The following is an 18,724-nucleotide window of genomic DNA, read 5'->3' as shown; positions in this document are numbered from 1 at the left end:
GGTCAGTTGGTGACGGCGAAGCTGCGGTCGAGCAGATCGTCGACCACGGCCTTCACATCGGTCTTGGCGGGCACGACGCCCGCCTCCTGCAGCGCGAGGCCGGCCGCGATGATGGTCTCGGCCTGCGCTGACCCGATGCTGGAATGCGTGAGTTCGGTCCGGGTGAGCTGTCGCTCGATCACGGCGTCCGACAGCTTGGTATAGGCGACCAGGGTCTTCTTCAGCTCGGCCGGATTGGCGAGGGCATAGGTCCGCGCCTGCTCATAGGCGGCCAGCACCTTGCGGACGAGGGCCGGATTGTCCTTGGCGAAGGCCTCCCGGACATTGAGAATACCCCAGGTGTTGTCGGCGGCCTTGCGATGGAAGAGCTTCGCGCCGCTCTCGACCTCGGCCGCGGCCATCAGCGGGTCGAGACCGGCCCAGGCGTCGACGTCGCCGCGCTCGAGCGCAAGGCGCCCGTCGGCATGCTGCAGCAGGACGAGCCTGACATCCTTCTCGGTCAGCTTGGCCTCGGCCAGCGCCCGGACCAGGAAGATGTGCGGATCGGTGCCGCGCGTGACCGCGACGCGCTTGCCCTTGAGGTCGGCGACTTTGGTGATCTCGCTCTTGGCCCCGGTGACGAGTGCCGTCCATTCAGGCCGCGAGTAGACGTAGATCGACTTGATCGGGTTGCCGTTGATCTTGCCGATCAGCGCGGCGGCGCCGGCGGTCGAGCCGAAATCGAGCGAGCCCGCGTTCAGGAACTCCAGCGCCTTGTTCGATCCGGCGGACTGGACCCAGCGCACGGTGATGCCGTCGGCGGCCAGCGCCTTTTCGAGGATGCCGCTGTCCTTCAGCACGAGGCTGACGGGATTGTAGGTCGCGAAGTCGATGCGGATTTCCTTCGGCGCCTGGGCAAAAGCCTGTCCGGCAGACAGAACGAGCGAGGCGGCGAGTCCGGCGATAGCGAGACGGCGGGAAATGGTCATTCGTGGTCCCTTTCGATGCGCGAAGGGACCGAGCGACAGGTTGGCGCCCATGCCCCACGCTTTAGCTGCACTTGTTTCGCGCCCGCAAGCTGGTGGCTCAAATCGGCGCGTATCCGCCTTGTAGGTCCATTCGTTCTGTATGTCAAACAGGACATGTCGGGATGTTGTTTGTCATATTTCACGTCAATTATCTGCTATTTAAACTTCTTTGCGAATCTCCTCCCCATGCTAACCAGCAGAAGGGTCCCGCGCCGGGCATTCCAGCAAGCGAGGTCAGGGCTGGTGTCATCCTCTGCCGATCAGCCGGCTCTCGAACTCGACGCCGTTCTCGCCAATCCGCGCCGTGCCATGGCTCCGCTGCTGGCCGACGTGGCGGCTGCACCCACGCCCCAGGCGCGTCCCGCCCTCGTCGCGGCGCTGCGAAGCGTCCTCGATCAGGGGCTCGACTCCGCAAAGAGCCTTCTGAAGCGGCCGCGCCATGGTCTGGTCTGCGCACAGCACCTGTCCGCCGTGATGGACGCCATCGTCGGTTGCCTGCATGTGGCGGCGACCGAGCTGTTCTATCCCGCGCAGAATCCCTCCCAGTCCGAGCGCATCGCCGTGGTGGCGGTCGGGGGCTATGGCCGCGGCACGTTGGCGCCGGGCTCGGATGTCGATCTGCTCTTCCTGTTCCCGCACAAGCAGACGGCCTGGGGCGAGAGCGTCGTCGAGGCGATGCTGTACCCTCTCTGGGACCTGAAACTGAAGGTCGGCCACTCCGTCCGTTCACTCGACGACTGCGTGCGCGAGGCGCGTGCGGACATGACGATCCGCACGGCAATGCTGGAAGCGCGCTTCGTCGCGGGCGACGTGATGCTGTTCCATGATCTCGTCAGGCGCTTCGGTGCGGAGGTCGTGGAGGGAACCGCCCCGGCCTTCACCGAGGCCAAGCTGCAGGAGCGCGAGACCCGCGTGCGCCGCGCCGGAACCTCACGCTATCTGGTCGAGCCCAACGTCAAGGACGGCAAGGGCGGCCTGCGCGATCTCAACACGCTGTTCTGGATCGCCAAATACGCCTACCGCGTCAACGACGCGCGCGAGCTCGTCGCGGCCGGGCTGTTCGACCGCAAGGAACTGCTGATGTTCCAGCGTTCGGAGGAATTTCTCTGGCGCGTCCGCTGCTGGATGCATTTCATCACCGGCCGGGCCGAGGAGCGGCTGTCCTTCGACCTGCAGCGTCAGGTCGCGGCAGCCATCGGCTATGCCGGGCGCAGCGGCCAGGCGCCGGTCGAGCGCTTCATGAAGGCCTATTTCCTCGTCGCCAAGGATGTCGGCGACCTGACGGCGATCGTCTGCGCCGCGCTGGAAGCGCGTCAGCAGAAGCCGCGCGCCTCACTCTCCCGGCTGCTCGGCTCCTTCGCTAAGCGCAAGCGCGTGCGCGCGCTCGGCCATCCTGATTTCACGCTGAAGAGCCAGCGGCTCAACGTCGTCGATCCCGACGCCTTCCGGCGCGACCCGGTCAATCTGCTGCGGCTCTACGAGATCGCCAGCCGCGACGATCTCGCGATCCATCCCGAGGCCAGCCGGCTGGTGACACAGTCCCTGCGACTGGTGACGCCGCAGCTGCGCAACGATCCCGAGGCGAACCGCATCTTCCTGGAGATCCTCACGGCACGGCGCTCGCCCGAAGCGGTGCTGCGGCGGATGAACGAGTCCGGGCTGCTCGGCAAGTTCGTGCCGGATTTCGGCCGCGTCGTCGCGATGATGCAGTTCAACATGTATCATCACTATACGGTCGACGAGCATCTGATCCGCAGCATCGGCGTTCTCGCCGAGATCGATGCGGGCGTGCTCGAATCCGAGCATCCCCTCGCCAACGGCATCATGCCGACGATCACCAACCGGCGGGCGCTCTACGTCGCCCTGTTCCTGCACGACGTCGCCAAGGGCCGCATCGAGGATCATTCGATCGCCGGCGCCCGTATCGCCCGCAAGCTCGGGCCGCGGCTCGGCCTGACCGAAGGCCAGACCGAGACCGTGGCCTGGCTGGTCGAACACCATCTCGACATGTCGACGGTGGCGCAGAGCCGGGATCTCGGTGACCCCAAGACGATCGAAAGCTTCGCCGCGACGGTGCAGACGCTGGAGCGGCTGAAGCTCCTGCTCGTGCTGACGGTGGCCGACATCAAGGCTGTCGGCCCCGGCGTCTGGAACGGCTGGAAGGGCCAGCTCCTGCGCACGCTCTATTACGAGACCGAGATCATGCTCGCCGGCGGACATTCCGCGATCGAGCGCAAGGCGCGGGTTGAGAAGAAGCAGGATGCCCTCAAGGAGCGGCTCTCGGACTGGGGCGACGCCGCCCGCGACGCCTATCTTGCCCGCCACTACCCGGCCTACTGGATCAAGACCGATGTCGGCCGGCAGGAGAAGCATGCCCGCTTCATGGCCCGCGCCGAGGCCGAAGGGCGCACCACCGCGACGCTGGTCGAGACCGACCAGTTCCGCGGTGTGACCGAGCTCACCATCCTCGCGCCCGACCATCCGCGCCTGCTCGCCATCGTCACCGGCGCCTGCGCGGCCTCGGGCGGCAATATCGTCGACGCCCAGATCTTCACCACCACCGACGGGCTCGTGCTCGATACGATCTCGGTCTCGCGCGCCTTCGACCGTGACGACGACGAGTTGCGCCGCGCCGAGCGGATCGCGGCGGCGATCGAGCGGGCGCTGAAGGGGGAGATCAAGATCGCCGATCTCGTCGCCCAGCGCCGGGCGCCGCCGCCGCGCGGCCAGACCTTCCAGGTCGCGCCCGAGGTCATCATCGACAATGTGCTCTCGGCCCGCCACACGGTGCTGGAGATCGCCGGGCTCGACCGGCCCGGCCTGCTCTACGATCTGACCACCGCGATCGGGAAGCTCAACCTCAACATCGCATCCGCCCATATCGCCACTTTCGGCGAGAAGGCGGTCGACGTGTTCTATGTCACCGACCTGACGAATGCGAAGATCGTCTCGACCGCGCGGCAGCTCGCCATCCGCAAGGCCTTGCTCGAGGTGTTCGAGCCGGAGGGAGAGAAGGCGGCCGCGACCCGGGCGCGAGCGCCGGCCCGCGCTTGATTTAACGCCCGACAAGCCCGATATCGGCCACGAACGCCGCCCGCCGTTCGCGCCTCGGCGGCCCTGATTTGCGAGAGTTGGAACACGCCATGACGCAGAACCCTGCGACGGACAATCCGAACGCCGAGCCCGCCGTCGAGGAGGCCACCGCGCAGTCTCCCGAGGACATCATCCAGGCGAATTTCGCCCGGATCGAGGCCGAGCGCGACGATCTGAAGGACAAGCTGCTGCGCACGCTGGCGGACATGGAGAATCTCCGCCGCCGCACCGAGCGTGAGATCGCCGACGCCAAGGCCTATGCCGTAACGAGCTTCGCCCGCGACATGCTGGGCGCGGCCGACAATCTGCGCCGCGCGCTGGAAAGCCTGCCCGAGACCGCCCGCACGACCGAGGAGCCTGCCCTCAAGGGTCTGATCGAGGGCGTCGATCTGACCGAGCGCGACCTGCTGAAGACGCTCGAGCGCCATGGCGTCCGCAAGATCGATCCGCTGGGCGAGAAATTCGATCCGAACCTGCATCAGGCGATGTTCGAGGCGCCCGACGCCGAGATCGCCAAGGGCCTGGTGTCCAAGGTCGTCCAGTCCGGCTACAAGATCGGCGAGCGCGTGCTGCGGCCGGCGCTGGTCGGCGTGTCGGCCGGTGCGCCGAAGCCGCAGGCGGCCGAGGGCGGCGACAGCACTCCGACCACGCACTGATCCGTGCTCGAGGCCGCCGGCGTCGCCGTCTTCGCGTTGACCGGCGCCCTCGTCGCCGCCCGCAAGGGCATGGATCCGTTCGGCTTCATCCTGCTCGCGACCGTCACCGGCGTCGGTGGCGGCACGCTGCGCGATCTCTTGCTCGGCCGACCGGTCGCCTGGGTCGAGGCGCCGCTGAGCGTCATCATCTGCACGGCGGTGGCTCTCTCGGCCTGGTCCATCGCCTATTTCCGCCCGGGCCGCATGGATAGCTGGAGCGCCAAGCGTCTGCTGATCTGGGCCGACGCGGCGGGGCTCGCCCTCTTTGCGGTCTCGGGAACGCAGAAAGCTCTGGCGGCAGGCGTTCCGCCGCTCTCGGCCGTGGCGCTGGGGGCGGTCACCGCCTCCTTCGGCGGTATCCTGCGCGACATTCTGGCGGGCGACCGCGCCATGGTGCTGTGGAGCCGCGACTTCTATGTCACCGCCGCCGCGGCGGGCGCCGGGGCGACCGCTGTTCTCACCACGACGGGCTTCAGCGCACCCCTCGTCATGCTCGGCGGGCTGGCGGCCGGGTTCGGCCTGCGCGCGGGCTCGATCCTGCTCGGCTGGTCGTTTCCGAACCTGCCCGGGTCGGACGGCTCGCGCTGAGCCCGCGCTCAGGCTGGCGGCTTCGTCACGCGGCGCAAGGTCAGATTGATCCGCCCCCCTTGCGGCAGCAGCGCCGAAGAGCCGGCGAGGATGCGGTCGATGCCGTGATAGGCGAGCCGCGCCTCGCCGCCGAAGAGCAGCGCATCGCCCGAGGCCAGCTTCAGCGAGACCGTCTTGCCGCCGCGCTGTGTCCCGCCGATGCGGAAGACCGCCGTGTCGCCGAGCGAGAGCGAGAGCACGGGGGCGTCGAATTCCTGCTCGTCGCGGTCCTGATGCAGGCCCATCCGCGCGTCGGCCGCATAGAAATTGACGAGGCAGGCCTCGGGCTCGTGCGGATAGGAGGCGAGATCGCGCCAGGCTTGCGTCAGGACGTCCGGCATCGGCGGCCAGGGCTCGCCGGTCACGGGATGGAGCGGCTGGTAGCGGTATCCCGTCTCGTCCGAGACCCAGCCGAGCGTGCCGCAATTCGTCATGCGGACCGAGAAGGGCTTGCCGGTCTTCGGCATGCGCGGCTGGAAGAAAGGCGCCTGCGCCGCGACCGCGCGCAGATCCGCCACCAATGCAGCCTGCGCCTCCGGCCCGAGATAGCCAGGCCAGTGGACGACGCCGGGCGCGACGGCGAGGCGCGTCATCGCAGCCGCCGCTCAGAGGCTGTCGAGCCCGAGGACATCGGCCATGGAATAGAGCCCCGGCGCCCGCCCGCGGCCCCACAGCGCCGCCTTGACCGCCCCCTGCGCGAAGAGCCCGCGATCCTCGGCGAGATGGGCGAGTTCGAGCCGCTCGCCCGCGCCCGCGAAGATGACCTTGTGCTCGCCCACGACAGTGCCGCCGCGCAGGGTCGCAAATCCGATCGTGCCGGGCACGCGGGCACCGGTCTGCCCGTCACGAACCGCCACGCGCTCCTGCGCCAGATCAACCTCCCGGCCCGCCGCAGCCGCCTCGCCGAGCAGCACCGCGGTGCCGGAGGGCGCATCGACCTTCATGCGGTGATGCATCTCGACGATCTCGATGTCCCAATCCGTCCCCAGCGTCGCGGCGACCTTGCGCACCAGCGCGGCGAGCAGATTGACGCCCAGGCTCATATTGCCGGAGCGGACGATGGCGGTGTCGCGCGCCGCCTCGGCGAGCCTCGCCAGATGGGACGGTTCGAGCCCGGTCGTGCCGACGATGTGTGCAATGCGGGTCCGCGCCGCCAGCGCCGCGAAGGCAATGGTCGCGTCCGGCGTGGTGAAATCCAGCACGCCGTCGGCTGCGGCGAAGGCAGCCGCCGCATCGTCCGTGACCGGAATGCCGTTGGCCGGCAGCCCTGCGAGCAGCCCTGAGTCCTGCCCGAGATGGGGCGAGCCCGGCCGCTCGACCGCCGCCGACAGCGTACAGCCCGGGGCGTCGTGGATGGCCCGCAACAGCATGCGGCCCATCCGGCCGGCGGCTCCGACGACGACGAGGCGCATGTCCGACATCAGGCGAATCTCCAAAGCGTGTCGTTCCAAGGCAGCACAGACCGCCCGATCGCAGGAGTCCGCCTATAGGCTGGATCGGGCGGGCGCGACACCCGAAACCGCACAACGAAAAACGGCCGGGTCGCCCCGGCCGTTCGGATGTCGTGTTCGAGAGGCTCAGGCGGCCTGCTGGATCGCCGAGAGCTTCCACGGGCCGCCGCGCCTGCGCACGAAGGTCCAATACTCCGAGACTTCCTGAGGCACCGTGGCGCTGCCGTCCACGACCTTGCCGCTGGAGCGCTCGTAGAGCGCGTTGATCAGGCTGAAGCGCATCGCGACGGTGGCATAATCGAAGCCCTCCTCGGTCCAGGCTTCCGAGAGGTCGCCCTGGAGCAGCTTCACGTCGGAGACGCGGTCGACCACACCCTTGCGCACATTGGCGGTCAGGTCGTCGTCGAAATAGCCGAACATCTCGTCGGTCACACGCTCGCGCAGACCCTTCTCGTCCTCGTTCGAATAAGCGGCGTTGATTTCGCCCAGGAGCCGCTCGAAGTCGTTGAAGTCCTGTCCCACCAGTTCGATCGGCGTCGTCTGGGCCGCAGCGGGAGCAGCCGCGGCGGCGCCGAGGCCACCCGCCATGGCGCCGACCGGAGCGGACGGACGCGGCTGGGGCTGCATCGCCTCACGCGACAGCGGCGCGCCTGCGGTGGCGAGCTGTGGCTCGGAGCGACGGCGGAAGAAGCGCACGGCCAGCCAGATCACGCCACCGATCAGGGCGAGCTGGAGCAGGAAGCCGACGATGCCGGCCAGCGAAGCGAGGCCGCTGAAGAAGCCGGAGCCGGACAGCAGGCCGAACAGGCCGGCGCCGAGCAGGCCGGCGCCGAGGCCCATCATCAGGCTGCGGGCCATCGAGGGGCGCGCGGCCTGGGCGGCAGCGGCCGCCGCGCCCGCGGCCGGAGCGGCCTGCGCCGGCGAAGGCTGCGCGCTGCGCTGGAAGGGCTGGGCGCCGTTGGGCGTCGTGTCGGTGCGCATGGGCGCCGCTTCGGTCCGGGAGCCGCGGCTCCCGACACCTCCCTTGCCGCCCGGGCGCGCTTCGGCCAGCACGGGCACGAGGAGCAGAGCACCAGCGAGTACGGCGACGACACGACCACGACGGGCGAGCGAGATCAGAGACATGGTTCCTCCCAGAGCCCCCCTTGGGCTCTCTACGTGGGAATATGGGGCATGCGTTCTGGTTCTGCAAGACGCACGCGACTAAGCGCCTGCGAGTACACAATAATATGAAAATATAAGATTTCTGGGATGCGGTGGCCGAACATGTTAGACTAGCCGCAATGGCGCTGCAGACGACCTTTCGTTTCGCAGGAGCGAGATATGACTGCTTTCAATGCCGCGGTCGCCGCGACAACACGCAGATCGCGAAGAATTTTCCCGACGTCGCACGTGTTTTTCATGACCTTGGCGATGATCGGCTTGCCCTTCTCGGGCTTGGCCGCCGAACCGGCCATCCCGCTCGATCCCCCCCGGCAGGCCCAGGCGCCCGAACCGCTCTGCTTCTGCTGGAATGACGGGCGCAAGATCGCCGAGGGCAGCACCGCCTGCATCCGCACCACCCAGGGGCGCCGCATGGCGCTGTGCGGACGGGTGATCAACATGATGTCCTGGCAGGTGACGGAGAACCCCTGTCCCGAGAGCTGAGCAGGCCTGCGACGACAAGAGAGCACGGCTCCAAAACGGCAGCACCGCCGGGACGAGATCCCGGCGGTGCGCCTTTAGCCCAATGGTCTTAGCGACTCGAGACTGACGTGGTCAGAACGCACCCAGCACGATGAGGATCATGAAGGCGAAGGCCGCACCCATGATCAATCGGTCGAGACGTAGCGTGAGGCTCATCACACCCTCCTGTGTCATTGACCTGACACGACGCTAGCAGAACTGGCGAAGGCCGCAAGAGGGCGACAGCGTGGCGGCATGGCGGCACAGCCAAGAGTATGACTAAAAATCGCTTAAAGCACTGAATAGTCTTGGGGATAATCTCTGCTAACCAGCGCGCGCGACAAGGTTTTCAATCGCCTTGGCGACTGCGATGGCCTGCTCGTCGCGCCCGAAGCCGGTGATGACCTGGACACCTGTGGGCAGACCGCGCGGGCCGCGGGCGACCGGAACGGTGGCGCAGGGCACGCCGAGCAGGGTCCACAGCCGGTTGAAGCGCGAGTCACCGGTCGAGTCGCGGCTGTCCGGCGCCTCGCCCGGCGCCGCGAAGGTCGCCACCACGTCCACTTCGGCGAAGAAGGCGCGGGCCGCGTCCCGGCCGCGGCGGGATCGGCGACGGGCTTCGTCGTACTGCGCCGGCGTCACGGCCTGGGCCGTGTCCAGATAGGCCTGGAGCTTCGGCGGCAGCGCCTCCCGGTGATGGGCATATTCCCACGCCAAGGCCTGCGTCGCCTCATAGTCCTGCAGTGGCCCATGCGCGTGGAAGGCCTCCGCCAGGGCGGCGGGCCCGTCATGCGGGACCAGAACCGCGCCCGCGTCCGTTGCCAGCTCGCGGAATCGCTCCAGCGCCGTCGCCGATGCGGGCTCGGGAGCGCCGGCGTAATCCTGGAGGTGGAGGCCGATGCGCAGGCCTTTGAGCGATGCGGCCGGCGCGTCGAGTTCCGGGCGTCCGGCGATGGCGGCCAGGGCCAGCCCCGCGTCGTCGGCGGTCGCCGCCATCAGGCCGAGCGTGTCAAGCGACCAGGAAAAGGGCTTCACTCCGACCGTCGGCAGCAGCGCATAGGAGGGCTTGATCGCAGCGACGCCACAATACGAGGCCGGCCGGATCACCGAGCCACCCGTCTGCGTGCCGATCGCGAGCGGGATCATGCCGGCCGCGACGGCGGCGGCGGAGCCAGCCGAAGATCCACCGGGGCTTGCGGCGGGATCATGCGGGTTGAAGGTCGGAGCGGGGTCGAGAAAGGCGAAGGCGGTGGTGTGTGTCTTGCCCGCGACGGTGGCGCCGGCCGCCTTCAGCGCCATGACGATCGGCGCATCGGCCCGCGGCCGCCACCCGGCATAGATCGGCGAGCCCATCATCGTCGGCAGATCGGCCGTGTCGATGATGTCCTTCACGCCGCAGGCGACGCCGGCGAGCGGGCCCTCGCCGGGCTGCAGCGTGTCCGGACGGCTGGCGAAGGCCTGGATCCGAGGCTCAAGCGCGGCGATGCGCGCCTGGCTGACGGCGAGCGCCCCGGCCGGCGTGGTCTCGCCACGGGCGATACGGGCGAGGATGTCGCGCAGGCTCTGCATGTCACTCTCCGATGACGCGGATGATGAGGCCGGTCGCGCGGCGCGCGACCGGAATGGCGATGAAGGCGGTGACCGCGGCGCAGGGCCACGCGACCGCGAAGGCGGCGAGCCAGTGGCGGACGAAGTCGGCGGGCAGGCCGAGATTGAGCCAGGTCACGAGGGCGGTCATCAGGAAAGCTATGATGCCGGCCATCAGAACCGGAAAGATGAAGCGCGCCTTGCCCGTCATCGGCCGATCTCCCTGGACGGCGAGGATCGGGCTGTGTCGCATGCGCCCGGCATGCAGGCCAGAGGCGTGACGACATGAGGGCTTGCCCCTCCGGCATTGCCGGCCCTGTCCGTGCCGCTTGACGCTGCAGGAGCCCCCCGTCATGTTAATTCAATTAACATTGAGACCTCCGCAATGCCGTCCCTCGTTCCTCTCGCCACCGCTTCGCCCGTGATCCAGCTCCATGTTGCCGGAGCGATCGCGGCTCTCGCCTCCGGTGTGGCGGTGGCCCTGCTGCCCAAGGGGACGCCGTTGCACCGGCGTCTGGGTTGGGTTTTCGTGCCGGCGATGGCGGTGGCTGCGGTCAGTTCGCTCGCGATCGCCCGCAGCGGCCATTACAGCGCGATCCACCTGCTGACGCTGCTGACTCTCATCAGCCTGCCCTATGCCGTGCTCGCGCGCCGGCGCGGCAACATCGCGGCGCATCGCTCCGCGATGATCGGCCTGCTGCTGGGCCTCGTCATCGCCGGCGCCTTCACGCTGCTCCCGGGCCGGCTGATGCATGCGGTCGCTTTCGGCGCTGCGGCGACGGCGCATTAGGGAACGGTTAACCGCCCCTGCAAAGTTCATGAGGCTGTGTCCCGCCGGGCTCACCCGGTTGAGAAACCGTTCACGAAACGGGTCGCAATTGATGGGTCATGCGACGCGTTCACCTCGCCCTCATCGCTCTCGGACTGCTCGGAACCGGGCTTGCCGGCTGCGGCAAGTTCCAGAAGCCGCAGCGCGCGGCCTGGCGCGACCAGGCCGAGGCCGCCTGCCTGGCCTCCCGCCAGGTGCAGCTCTCCGCCTATGTCAGCCTGCGCGAGAAGCCGATCGACGGGCCCGGAACCTGCGGCATGGAAAGGCCGCTCAGGGTCGCGGCTTTCGCCAATGGCGGCATCGGACTGACCAGCAAGGCGACGCTGGCCTGCCCCGTGGTCGCGACCACCGACAAATGGCTCGCGGAAGTGGTGCAGCCGGCGGCGCAGAACGTGCTCGGCGCGCAGGTGATCGAGATGCGGGCGGGCTCCTATTCCTGCCGAGCCATGAACAACGGCACCGGGACCAGCCGCACCTCCGAACATGCCTATGGCAACGCCGTGGACGTGTTCGCCTTCCGGCTCAATGACGGCCGCACGGTCACAGTGAAGGATGGCTGGCGCGGCTCGCCCGAGGAGCAGAACTTCCTGCGCGAGATCTTCGTCGGCGCCTGCGAGCGTTTCTCGACCGTGCTCGGCCCGGGCGCGGACATGTTCCACTACGATCACTTCCACATCGACCTGGCGCGCCATTCGAAGGGCCGCCACATCTGCAAGCCGGTGATCAAATACACGCCGAACCACAACCTGCCGCCGCCCGATCCGGCCCGGCCCTACTCCTCGGCGCAGCCGAGCCTGCGCGACGGCGCGCCGGCCATGGTCGCGGGCGGGTCGTTGCTGCGACAGCCCCAGGGCGGCCTGCGGCCGCCGGGGGCGGTGTCGACGGGCGGCTATCCGGTCGCGAACCATCAGGGACAGGGGCTCGACGCCCAGCGCCGCTTCCTCGAGGAGTACGACAATCGGCCGCTCAATCCGCCGCGTTACAACCGGCCGGGCGACGTCCAGAACCTGCCGGGCGAGCAGCGCGGGCCGCTGACGCTGCCGGGCTCGGTGCCGCCGACGGAGGAAGTCGTCATCGGCGACGACGAGGGCACGGGCGTCATCGATCAGGAGGGCTACGACCAGGCCCAGCCGCTGATCACGCCCCAGCGCGACCCCTTCGCCTACAGCTCCGGGCGGACGACACCCCGCCGCTGAGCCGGGCTCAGCGTGAGACCAGGACCTGCCGGCATTCGGCCGGCAGCTCGTCCAGCGCCATAGGCGGCTTGGGCTTGGGCGCCGGCCCGGTGCGGGGCGGCTTGGGCGGCGCGAAAATCGCAGCGCGCTGCCGCTCGATCCAGTCGGTCAGTTCCTGGCCGCAGCCATCGCCGAAATTCGGCGGCTCCTGGCCGCTGCAGCTCGCCATGCCGGCCGGACAGCTCATCCGGATATGGAAATGGTAGTTGTGGCCCCAGATCGGCCGGACCTTGTTGAGCCAGGTGCGGTCGGCTCCGGCCTCGCGGCAGAGCGCGACCTTGATCGCGGGATTGACGAAGATCCGCTCGACCCGCGGTTCGCTGGCGGCGGCCCTGATCAGGCGGGTATGGGCCGGCGTCCAGTGCCTGGGATCGACATCGCGCCAGTCGGCACGGGCCATGTTGACCGCCGGCATGTTCTCGCGCGCCTCGCGGTCGAGCCGTCCGCGCGGCATCGGCGTCAGCCAGAGATCGGCGTCGAGGCCGATCTGGTGGGAGGCATGGCCGGTCAGCATCGGGCCGCCCCGCGGCTGAGAGATGTCGCCGACGAGCAGGCCAGGCCAGCCCGTGATCCGCGGGACCTCGCGAGCGAGATCCTCGAGGTATTCGATCAGGACGGGGTGGCCCCAGTAGCGGTTGCGGTTCAGCCGCATCACCTGCCAGCTCGGTCCGTCCACGGGCAGCGCCGTCGCGCCGGCGAGGCAGCCGCGCGCATAAGAGCCGATCGCGCGGGCCTGCATATTGGCTGGCGCCGTCTTCTGGCCGAAGAGCGCGCGCGCGGCATCCGGGAAGGCGGCGATGTTGGCGGCGCGGCGCTTGGCCTCCTCCTCCGCGGTCGACTGTGCGCCGGCGGCCGCGGGCAGGAGGGCTGCGGCCAGCAGGCAGGCGGCAGCGATTCGGCGATGAAAACGGGGCATGAGCCAGATTCGTCCAGCTCCGCTGGGCGGGTCAAGCCACCGACGATTTGGCGATGGACAACCCTGCCCCTAGACGGCAGCTTCTGGTGCAATCAGTGGCGGACCGGATGGAAGCCGCCAGCTTGGGGGAAGGATTACCGATGAATTCATTCTCGATCGACCGTCGCAGCCTGCTCGCCGCGCTCGGCGCCGGCGCGATCGCTGCACCGGGCAGCGCCTTCGCGCAGGCGGCGTGGCCGCAGGGCCGCACCATCAAGCTCGTGGTGCCGTTTCCCCCGGCCGGCGCCACCGACGTGCTCGGCCGCCTCGTCGCCGACAAGCTCGGCCAGAGCTGGGGCATCAATTTCGTGGTCGAGAACCGCGCCGGCGCAGGCGGCAATATCGGCACGGATGCCGTCGCCAAGGCCGAGCCCAATGGTGATACGCTTCTGATCGTCTCGGTCGGCATGGCGACGAACCAGTATCTCTACCCGAAGCTGAACTACGACCCGGTCAAGGATCTGGCGCCGATCACGATGGTCGCGCTGGTGCCGAACCTGCTCGTCGTGAACAAGGACCTGCCGGTGAAGTCCGTCGCGGATCTGATCGCCTATGCCAAGGCGAATCCGGGCAAGCTCAGCTACGGCTCCTCCGGCATCGGCACCTCGGTGCATCTCTCGGGCGAGTATTTCCAGAAGCTGACCGGGACGAAGATGGTGCATGTCCCCTATCGCGGCACGGCTCAGGCGACGCAGGATCTGATCGGCGGGCGCATCGACCTGATCTTCGACAACATCACCCAGGCGTTGCCGCATGTGCGGGCCGGCTCGATCCGCGGGCTCGGCATCACCACCGCCAAGCGCTCGGCGGCCGCCCCGGAATTCGCGCCCATCGCCGAGACGGTGCCGGGCTTCGACGTGTCCTCCTGGTTTGCGCTCTTCGCGCCCGCCAAGACGCCGCAAGCCATCATCGACAAGATCCAGGCCGATACCAAAGCCGGCCTCGCCGATCCGGCGCTGCGCGCCAAGATGGATCAGCTGGCTGCCGAACCGGTGGGCGGCACCCCGGCCGAGCTCGCCGCCTTCCTGCAAGGCGAGATGACGAAATGGGGCGGCCTGATCAAGGAGATCGGCATCAAGGTCGAGTGAGTCTGCGGCGCGCACCCTGAAGGGAACCCGCCTTCGGCGGCGGCGTTGCCCCGGCATCCAGTCGCATCGCCGTCGCGATGCGCCGTCGAAGGGTTGCCGCCATGTCCACGCTCGTCATCGTCCTGATAGTCGTCCTGCTGCTCGGTGGCGGCGGGTATTACGGACATCGCTCATATGGCACCGCGGGGCTCGGCGGCGTGCTCGGCCTCGCTCTGGTGGTGCTGCTGGTTCTCTGGCTCCTGGGCGCGCTCGGGGGCGCGCCGGTGCGCGTCTGACGGTTGATGGCCGCGCGCCCTCAAAGGGGCGTGCGGTTCTCCCAGACGGCAATCGCGGCGGCGAGATCTTCCAGCGACATACCGACCGATTTGAACAGGGTGATCTCACCGCCCTCGGCATGACCAGGGACACGGCCGTGGCAGATGTCCGTCAGCGTGCCGGCGACACGCTCCGCCGCATAATCGCCTTCGTCGATCCCGATCGCGACATCGCCGCCCTCGTCGATGGCCTTCTCCGAGTCGACGATGACGCGCGCCCGGTGCAGCGCCTCGGCATCGGCCTCCCGCATCTGCATGGTGAAGGCGCCGACGAGATCGAGATGGGCGTCGCGCTTGAGCCAGCGCCCGTGGATCAGCGGCTCGGTCGCGTTGGTGGCGCAGGAGATGATGTCGGAGGTACGCGCCTCGCCTTCGAGATCGGTCACGGCACGGACCGCGATGCCCTCGGCCGTGAGCTGAGCCGCAACGGCCTCCGCGGCCTCGGGTCGCCGCGCCCAGATCGCGATGTCGGTCAGCGGCCGCACCGAGCGATGCGCCTTGATCAGGAAGGGGGCAAGGCCGCCTGCGCCCACCATGAGCATCTTGCTGGCGGCGGGATTGGCGAGATGGCGCGAGGCCAGGGCTGAAGCCGCCGCCGTCCGCCAGAGCGTCAGCCGGGTTCCGTCCATCACCGCCAGCGGTTCGCCCGTGCGCCCGTCCATCAGGAGGTAGGCGCCCATCACCCCCGGCAGGTTGCGCGTGCCATTGGCGAAGAAGACGGAGACGATCTTGGTGCCGATGTAGGGGTGCGCGGCCTCAGCTGCGCTCCAGGCCGGCATAATCAGCAGCACGGCCTCCTCGCCGGGCCGCTCGATGCGGTGATGCGCCCGCGGAGGCACCACGGCTTCGCCGCGGAACGCCTCGGCCAGCGTATCGATCAGCCCGGGGAAGCTCAGCGCCGCGTCGATCTCGGCCTGTCCGAACAGCCGCATCAGACGCGCCCGTTGGTCAGGGCCGGCAGGGCGGAGTCCGGCACGGCGGATCGCAGCATCTGCGTCTCGGCGCGCAGCGCCTCGGCCTCACGGCGGTTGCGACGCGCGGCCTTGCGGTGTTTCCCCTGCGCCAGCCAGGCCGCGAAACCACCGATTAGCACACCGACCGCCAGCGCCGCCAGGACGACGGCGAAGAGCGGAACATCGAAGGCGAACTGGGGCGCATCGCGGCTGACGGGGTCGAAAGAGACCCGCACCGGCGCCCGGTTGGCGACGGCGAAGAGCACGACCGCCAGCGCGATCGGGACCAGGATCAGGGCCTTGAAGAAGGATTTCATCGCACTTCCTTTGCAAGGTCGCCGCATCGGCACCCAAGGGCCGCGCGGTGGGACGGCGCCGGGCGCCGTCGACGGGATCGCGAGAGAATGCGGGCGCCCCGCCCTCGCGGATCTTGGTTGGCCGGCCTCGAGCGCTCCGGCCGGCTCAGGCCTTGCCGTTCAGCCGCAGGCGCAGCTCCTTGCCGGTCTTGAAGACGGGCACGAACTTCTCCTCGACCTCGACCGCATCGCCGGTCCGCGGGTTGCGGCCGACGCGGGCGGAGCGGGCCTTGCGGGAGAAGGCGCCAAAGCCGCGCAGTTCCACCCGGTCGCCCCGCGACAGCGCCTTGACGATCTCGTCGAGGATCGCCGTCACGATGTTCTCGATGTCGCGCTGATACAGATGACCATTGCGCTCGGCGATGCGTTGGACGAGTTCTGATTTGATCATCGCTGCAATATAACCGCTTGTATCAACATCACTTTTCGACGGCAGGCTGCCAGAGCGCCAGAGGCGCGTCAAGCCGCAAACCGAGCGGCTGGTCGGCAGCGCGCGCCAGCACGGCGGCGAGCGTGTCGAGACCGGCAGCGCGGGCGAGCGCCTCGCTCAGGCTCCACAGCCCCATCGAAGAGGACTCGCTGGTGCGGCGCCAGTCGCGGACGCGCAGCCCCTTCGCGACGCCCTTGTCCCTTTCGAGCCAGGCGATGGCTTCCGGCTCGCCGCCGATTTCGTCCACGAGCTTGAGTGCCGCTGCCTGCCGGCCGCTATGGACACGCCCGTCCGACACCACGGCCACCTCGGGATCGGCCAGCTTGCGCCGATCGCGGACCATGCGTTTGAACCAGTCGTAATTGTCGTCGACCACGCGCTGGAGCGCGGCACGCGCCTCCGGCGACGTCGGCTCATAACCGCTCGGAGCCGCCTTGAGCGGGCTGGACTTGATGGATTCGACCTTGACGCCGATCGTGTCGAGCAACTGTCCGACATTGGGGACCTGGAACAGCACGCCGATCGAACCGACCAGCGAGGTCTGGCGCGCCACGATCCGGTCCGAGCCGAGCGCGGCGATGTAGCCACCGGAGGCGGCGAGCCCGTCGACCACCGCGACCGTCGGCTTCTTCGCGGCCAGCCGCCGCAGGGATTCGTAGAGGGCTTCCGACCCGCTGACCGTGCCCCCGGGGCTGTCGATGCGCAGGATCACCGCCGCGGCGCGGCTCTCTTCCAGCGACTTGATCAGCTCCAGCGTGCGGCGGTCGCCGGAAATGAAACCCGAGATCGTGACGCGGGCGATGTGTTCCTGCGACAGCGAACCCGGCGTGCGGCCCGTCCAGGCGAGGCCCGCCACGACGGCCGCGCCGAGCACGCCGACGACCGCGAGAAGGCGCCACAGCGTCACCTTGCGGCGCAGGCTGCGACGGTCGGCGAGCAGATCGGCATCGGACGACATCAGGGCACTCCTGGCGGGTTTCAGACCGGGACGGCTCGGCTGCCGCGACGCCGCTTTCGGCGCCGGGCATCATGCTCCGGCGCCCGTGATGTAGCCCCGCCCCCCTGCCGGGGCAAGGCGACAGCGGCCGTTCAGGCCGCGACCGAGGCGCGCGCGCGGTCGAGCGCAAGCAGCGCGAGCCCGCTGGCGACCGAGCGGAAGGCGTCGCCGACATGGATGCGCTCCCGGCCGAAGCGTCGATCGAACAGCGCCCGCACCGCCGGCACATGCGAGGTCCCGCCGGTCATGAAAACGGCCTCGATCGCCTCTGCGGCGACACCGGCCTCGACGAGCGCCCGGTCGAGTGCCGCCTCGATGGCCGCGACGTCCTGCGCGATCCAGCTCTCGAAATCGTTTCGCGTGATGCGACGCTCGATCGAGATGCCGGTCTGCTCGAAGCGCAGCACCGTATCGTCGGCGCCCGACAGCGCGATCTTCGCCGCGGAGACTGCACGGTAAAGCTCGTAGCCGAGATCGTATTCGATCACGGTGAGCAGGTCCTCGAGCCGGTCGGGTTCGACCGCATCGCGGATCAGCGCCTTGAGCTCGGCCATGGTCTCGCGGCTCTTCATCAGCGAGAGCCGGTGCCATTGCGCGAAGGCGGCGTGGTAATGCGCCGGGATCGGCAGGAGCTTGCCGAAGGAACGGTACTGCGTGCCCTTGCCGAGCCGCGGCGAGATCGCATGTTCGATGATGCGATAGTCGAAGGTGTCGCCGGCGACGCCAACACCGGCATGCGACAGCGGCGTCGCCTCCAGCCGGCCGGCCGCGCCGGGCTCGAAGCGCATCACCGAGAAGTCGCTGGTGCCGCCGCCGAAATCCGCGACGAGCATGGTCTGCGGCCGGGTCAGCTCGCGGGCGTACCAGTAGGCGGCGCCGAGCGGCTCGTAGGCGAAATCGACCTGGCTCATGCCGGCCTCGGCATAGGAGGTCCGCAGGCGGCCCAGCGCGAGGTCCTCGTCCGGGCGCTCGCCGGCGAAGACCACGGGGCGCCCCGAAACGAGCGGCGTCCCGGCCAAGCCATCGAGCCCGGCGACGAGGTCGGCGAGGAAGACGCCGATCAGGTCCTCGAGCCGGAACAGCTTGCCGAAGAGCCGCGTCTCCTGGAAGGCGCGGCTGGAGAGATGCGTCTTGAGCGACTGCAGGAAGCGATGTTCGGTGGTCATGCCCAGCGCCATGTCGAGCGCGTCGGGCCCGCTGACATGGGCGATGCGGGTCGCGGGCGGGCGTCCCTCGCGCCAGAACATCAGCGCCGAGCGATAGGCGTCCACGGCCCCCTGCTTCGTCGCGAAGGAGCGTGTCACGACGCTCCCGTCGGCGCCGGCGAGCGCGACGACGCTGTTGGTAGTGCCGAAGTCGATGCCGATGGCGGCGGGGGTCATGGTCCGATCCTCGATCCGAAACAAAAGCCCGCGCGGATTGCTCCGCGCGGGCCGGTTGGA

At 68.9% G+C, this 18,724-nt stretch carries 20 protein-coding genes; 7 read left to right on the top strand and 13 right to left on the bottom strand.

Annotated elements, in window-relative coordinates:
• Window positions 1-2: 2 nt before the first annotated feature.
• The gene (locus tag AX750_RS10630) at window positions 3-968 is read right to left on the bottom strand and encodes an aliphatic sulfonate ABC transporter substrate-binding protein (protein ID WP_066721677.1); all 966 of its coding nucleotides are present in this window, start codon (window positions 966-968) and stop codon (window positions 3-5) included.
• 348 nt (window positions 969-1,316) lie between these two features.
• Here AX750_RS10630 and AX750_RS10625 point away from each other — a divergent pair, with 348 nt between their 5' ends.
• The 3 genes from AX750_RS10625 (at window position 1,317) to AX750_RS10615 (ending at window position 5,383) form a co-directional block, all read left to right on the top strand.
• Window positions 1,317-4,061, top strand: a complete 2,745-nt coding sequence (locus AX750_RS10625; protein ID WP_066721721.1) for a [protein-PII] uridylyltransferase — start codon at window positions 1,317-1,319, stop codon at window positions 4,059-4,061.
• Window positions 4,062-4,150: 89 nt separating this feature from the next.
• On the top strand, window positions 4,151-4,756 hold the full coding sequence (gene grpE / locus AX750_RS10620) for a nucleotide exchange factor GrpE (RefSeq protein WP_066721679.1): 606 nt from the start codon (window positions 4,151-4,153) through the stop codon (window positions 4,754-4,756).
• A gap of 3 nt (window positions 4,757-4,759) precedes the next feature.
• Window positions 4,760-5,383 carry a trimeric intracellular cation channel family protein gene (locus tag AX750_RS10615; RefSeq protein ID WP_066721681.1) on the top strand — a complete coding sequence of 208 codons (624 nt, stop codon included), beginning with the start codon at window positions 4,760-4,762 and terminating at the stop codon, window positions 5,381-5,383.
• 8 nt (window positions 5,384-5,391) lie between these two features.
• Here the strand turns inward: AX750_RS10615 and AX750_RS10610 are convergent, their stop codons facing one another.
• The 6 genes from AX750_RS10610 to AX750_RS10585 all read right to left on the bottom strand — a co-directional run bounded on the left by AX750_RS10610 (window position 5,392) and on the right by AX750_RS10585 (window position 10,336).
• The gene (locus AX750_RS10610) at window positions 5,392-6,015 is read right to left on the bottom strand and encodes an alpha-ketoglutarate-dependent dioxygenase AlkB (protein WP_066721683.1); all 624 of its coding nucleotides are present in this window, start codon (window positions 6,013-6,015) and stop codon (window positions 5,392-5,394) included.
• 12 nt (window positions 6,016-6,027) lie between these two features.
• Window positions 6,028-6,834, bottom strand: a complete 807-nt coding sequence (gene dapB / locus AX750_RS10605) for a 4-hydroxy-tetrahydrodipicolinate reductase (protein WP_066721723.1) — start codon at window positions 6,832-6,834, stop codon at window positions 6,028-6,030.
• A gap of 165 nt (window positions 6,835-6,999) precedes the next feature.
• Window positions 7,000-7,998 carry a TIM44-like domain-containing protein gene (locus AX750_RS10600; protein ID WP_066721685.1) on the bottom strand — a complete coding sequence of 333 codons (999 nt, stop codon included), beginning with the start codon at window positions 7,996-7,998 and terminating at the stop codon, window positions 7,000-7,002.
• A 149-nt stretch (window positions 7,999-8,147) separates the two neighbouring features.
• On the bottom strand, window positions 8,148-8,477 hold the full coding sequence (locus tag AX750_RS25970) for a hypothetical protein (RefSeq protein ID WP_156446565.1): 330 nt from the start codon (window positions 8,475-8,477) through the stop codon (window positions 8,148-8,150).
• A 385-nt stretch (window positions 8,478-8,862) separates the two neighbouring features.
• Complete coding sequence (locus tag AX750_RS10590; protein ID WP_066721689.1) at window positions 8,863-10,107, bottom strand: amidase; 1,245 nt, start codon at window positions 10,105-10,107, stop codon at window positions 8,863-8,865.
• Between the two features lies 1 nt (window position 10,108).
• On the bottom strand, window positions 10,109-10,336 hold the full coding sequence (locus AX750_RS10585) for a DUF2798 domain-containing protein (protein WP_066721691.1): 228 nt from the start codon (window positions 10,334-10,336) through the stop codon (window positions 10,109-10,111).
• A 174-nt stretch (window positions 10,337-10,510) separates the two neighbouring features.
• Here AX750_RS10585 and AX750_RS10580 point away from each other — a divergent pair, with 174 nt between their 5' ends.
• A complete protein-coding gene (locus AX750_RS10580) occupies window positions 10,511-10,915 on the top strand; it encodes a DUF2306 domain-containing protein (RefSeq protein ID WP_066721693.1) in 405 nt (134 codons plus the stop codon).
• A 98-nt stretch (window positions 10,916-11,013) separates the two neighbouring features.
• Window positions 11,014-12,150 carry an extensin family protein gene (locus AX750_RS10575; protein ID WP_066721695.1) on the top strand — a complete coding sequence of 379 codons (1,137 nt, stop codon included), beginning with the start codon at window positions 11,014-11,016 and terminating at the stop codon, window positions 12,148-12,150.
• A 7-nt stretch (window positions 12,151-12,157) separates the two neighbouring features.
• Here the strand turns inward: AX750_RS10575 and mepA are convergent, their stop codons facing one another.
• Entirely contained in the window at window positions 12,158-13,105 is a 948-nt protein-coding gene (mepA, locus tag AX750_RS10570; protein WP_066721697.1) for a penicillin-insensitive murein endopeptidase, read from the bottom strand.
• A gap of 140 nt (window positions 13,106-13,245) precedes the next feature.
• On the opposite strand from mepA, the gene AX750_RS10565 reads away from it, so the two are divergent.
• Together AX750_RS10565 and AX750_RS25490 are read left to right on the top strand one after the other, a co-directional pair.
• A complete protein-coding gene (locus AX750_RS10565; protein WP_066721699.1) occupies window positions 13,246-14,232 on the top strand; it encodes a tripartite tricarboxylate transporter substrate binding protein in 987 nt (328 codons plus the stop codon).
• A 101-nt stretch (window positions 14,233-14,333) separates the two neighbouring features.
• Window positions 14,334-14,507, top strand: a complete 174-nt coding sequence (locus tag AX750_RS25490) for a DUF3309 family protein (protein ID WP_082733039.1) — start codon at window positions 14,334-14,336, stop codon at window positions 14,505-14,507.
• 20 nt (window positions 14,508-14,527) lie between these two features.
• Here AX750_RS25490 and AX750_RS10560 read toward each other — a convergent pair whose 3' ends face one another.
• The 5 genes from AX750_RS10560 to AX750_RS10540 form a co-directional block, all read right to left on the bottom strand.
• Window positions 14,528-15,478: an ornithine cyclodeaminase family protein gene (locus tag AX750_RS10560; RefSeq protein WP_066721701.1), complete on the bottom strand. Its 951-nt coding sequence runs from the start codon at window positions 15,476-15,478 to the stop codon at window positions 14,528-14,530.
• Window positions 15,478-15,816: a LapA family protein gene (locus AX750_RS10555; RefSeq protein WP_066721703.1), complete on the bottom strand. Its 339-nt coding sequence runs from the start codon at window positions 15,814-15,816 to the stop codon at window positions 15,478-15,480. Before AX750_RS10555 ends, AX750_RS10560 begins: the two co-directional genes overlap by 1 nt.
• Window positions 15,817-15,961: 145 nt before the next feature.
• Window positions 15,962-16,246 carry an integration host factor subunit beta gene (gene ihfB, locus AX750_RS10550; RefSeq protein WP_066721705.1) on the bottom strand — a complete coding sequence of 95 codons (285 nt, stop codon included), beginning with the start codon at window positions 16,244-16,246 and terminating at the stop codon, window positions 15,962-15,964.
• 28 nt (window positions 16,247-16,274) lie between these two features.
• Complete coding sequence (gene sppA, locus AX750_RS10545; protein WP_066721707.1) at window positions 16,275-17,243, bottom strand: signal peptide peptidase SppA; 969 nt, start codon at window positions 17,241-17,243, stop codon at window positions 16,275-16,277.
• 131 nt (window positions 17,244-17,374) lie between these two features.
• On the bottom strand, window positions 17,375-18,664 hold the full coding sequence (locus tag AX750_RS10540) for an Hsp70 family protein (protein ID WP_066721709.1): 1,290 nt from the start codon (window positions 18,662-18,664) through the stop codon (window positions 17,375-17,377).
• Window positions 18,665-18,724: the final 60 nt, after the last annotated feature.

It is taken from the genome of Methylobacterium sp. CCH7-A2 (genome assembly GCF_001557075.1).
Classification (GTDB): Bacteria; Pseudomonadota; Alphaproteobacteria; order Rhizobiales; family Beijerinckiaceae; genus Allobosea; species Allobosea massiliensis.
The sequence above is the reverse complement of the archived record's forward strand: the minus strand, read 5'-3'. Positions and strand labels throughout refer to the sequence as shown.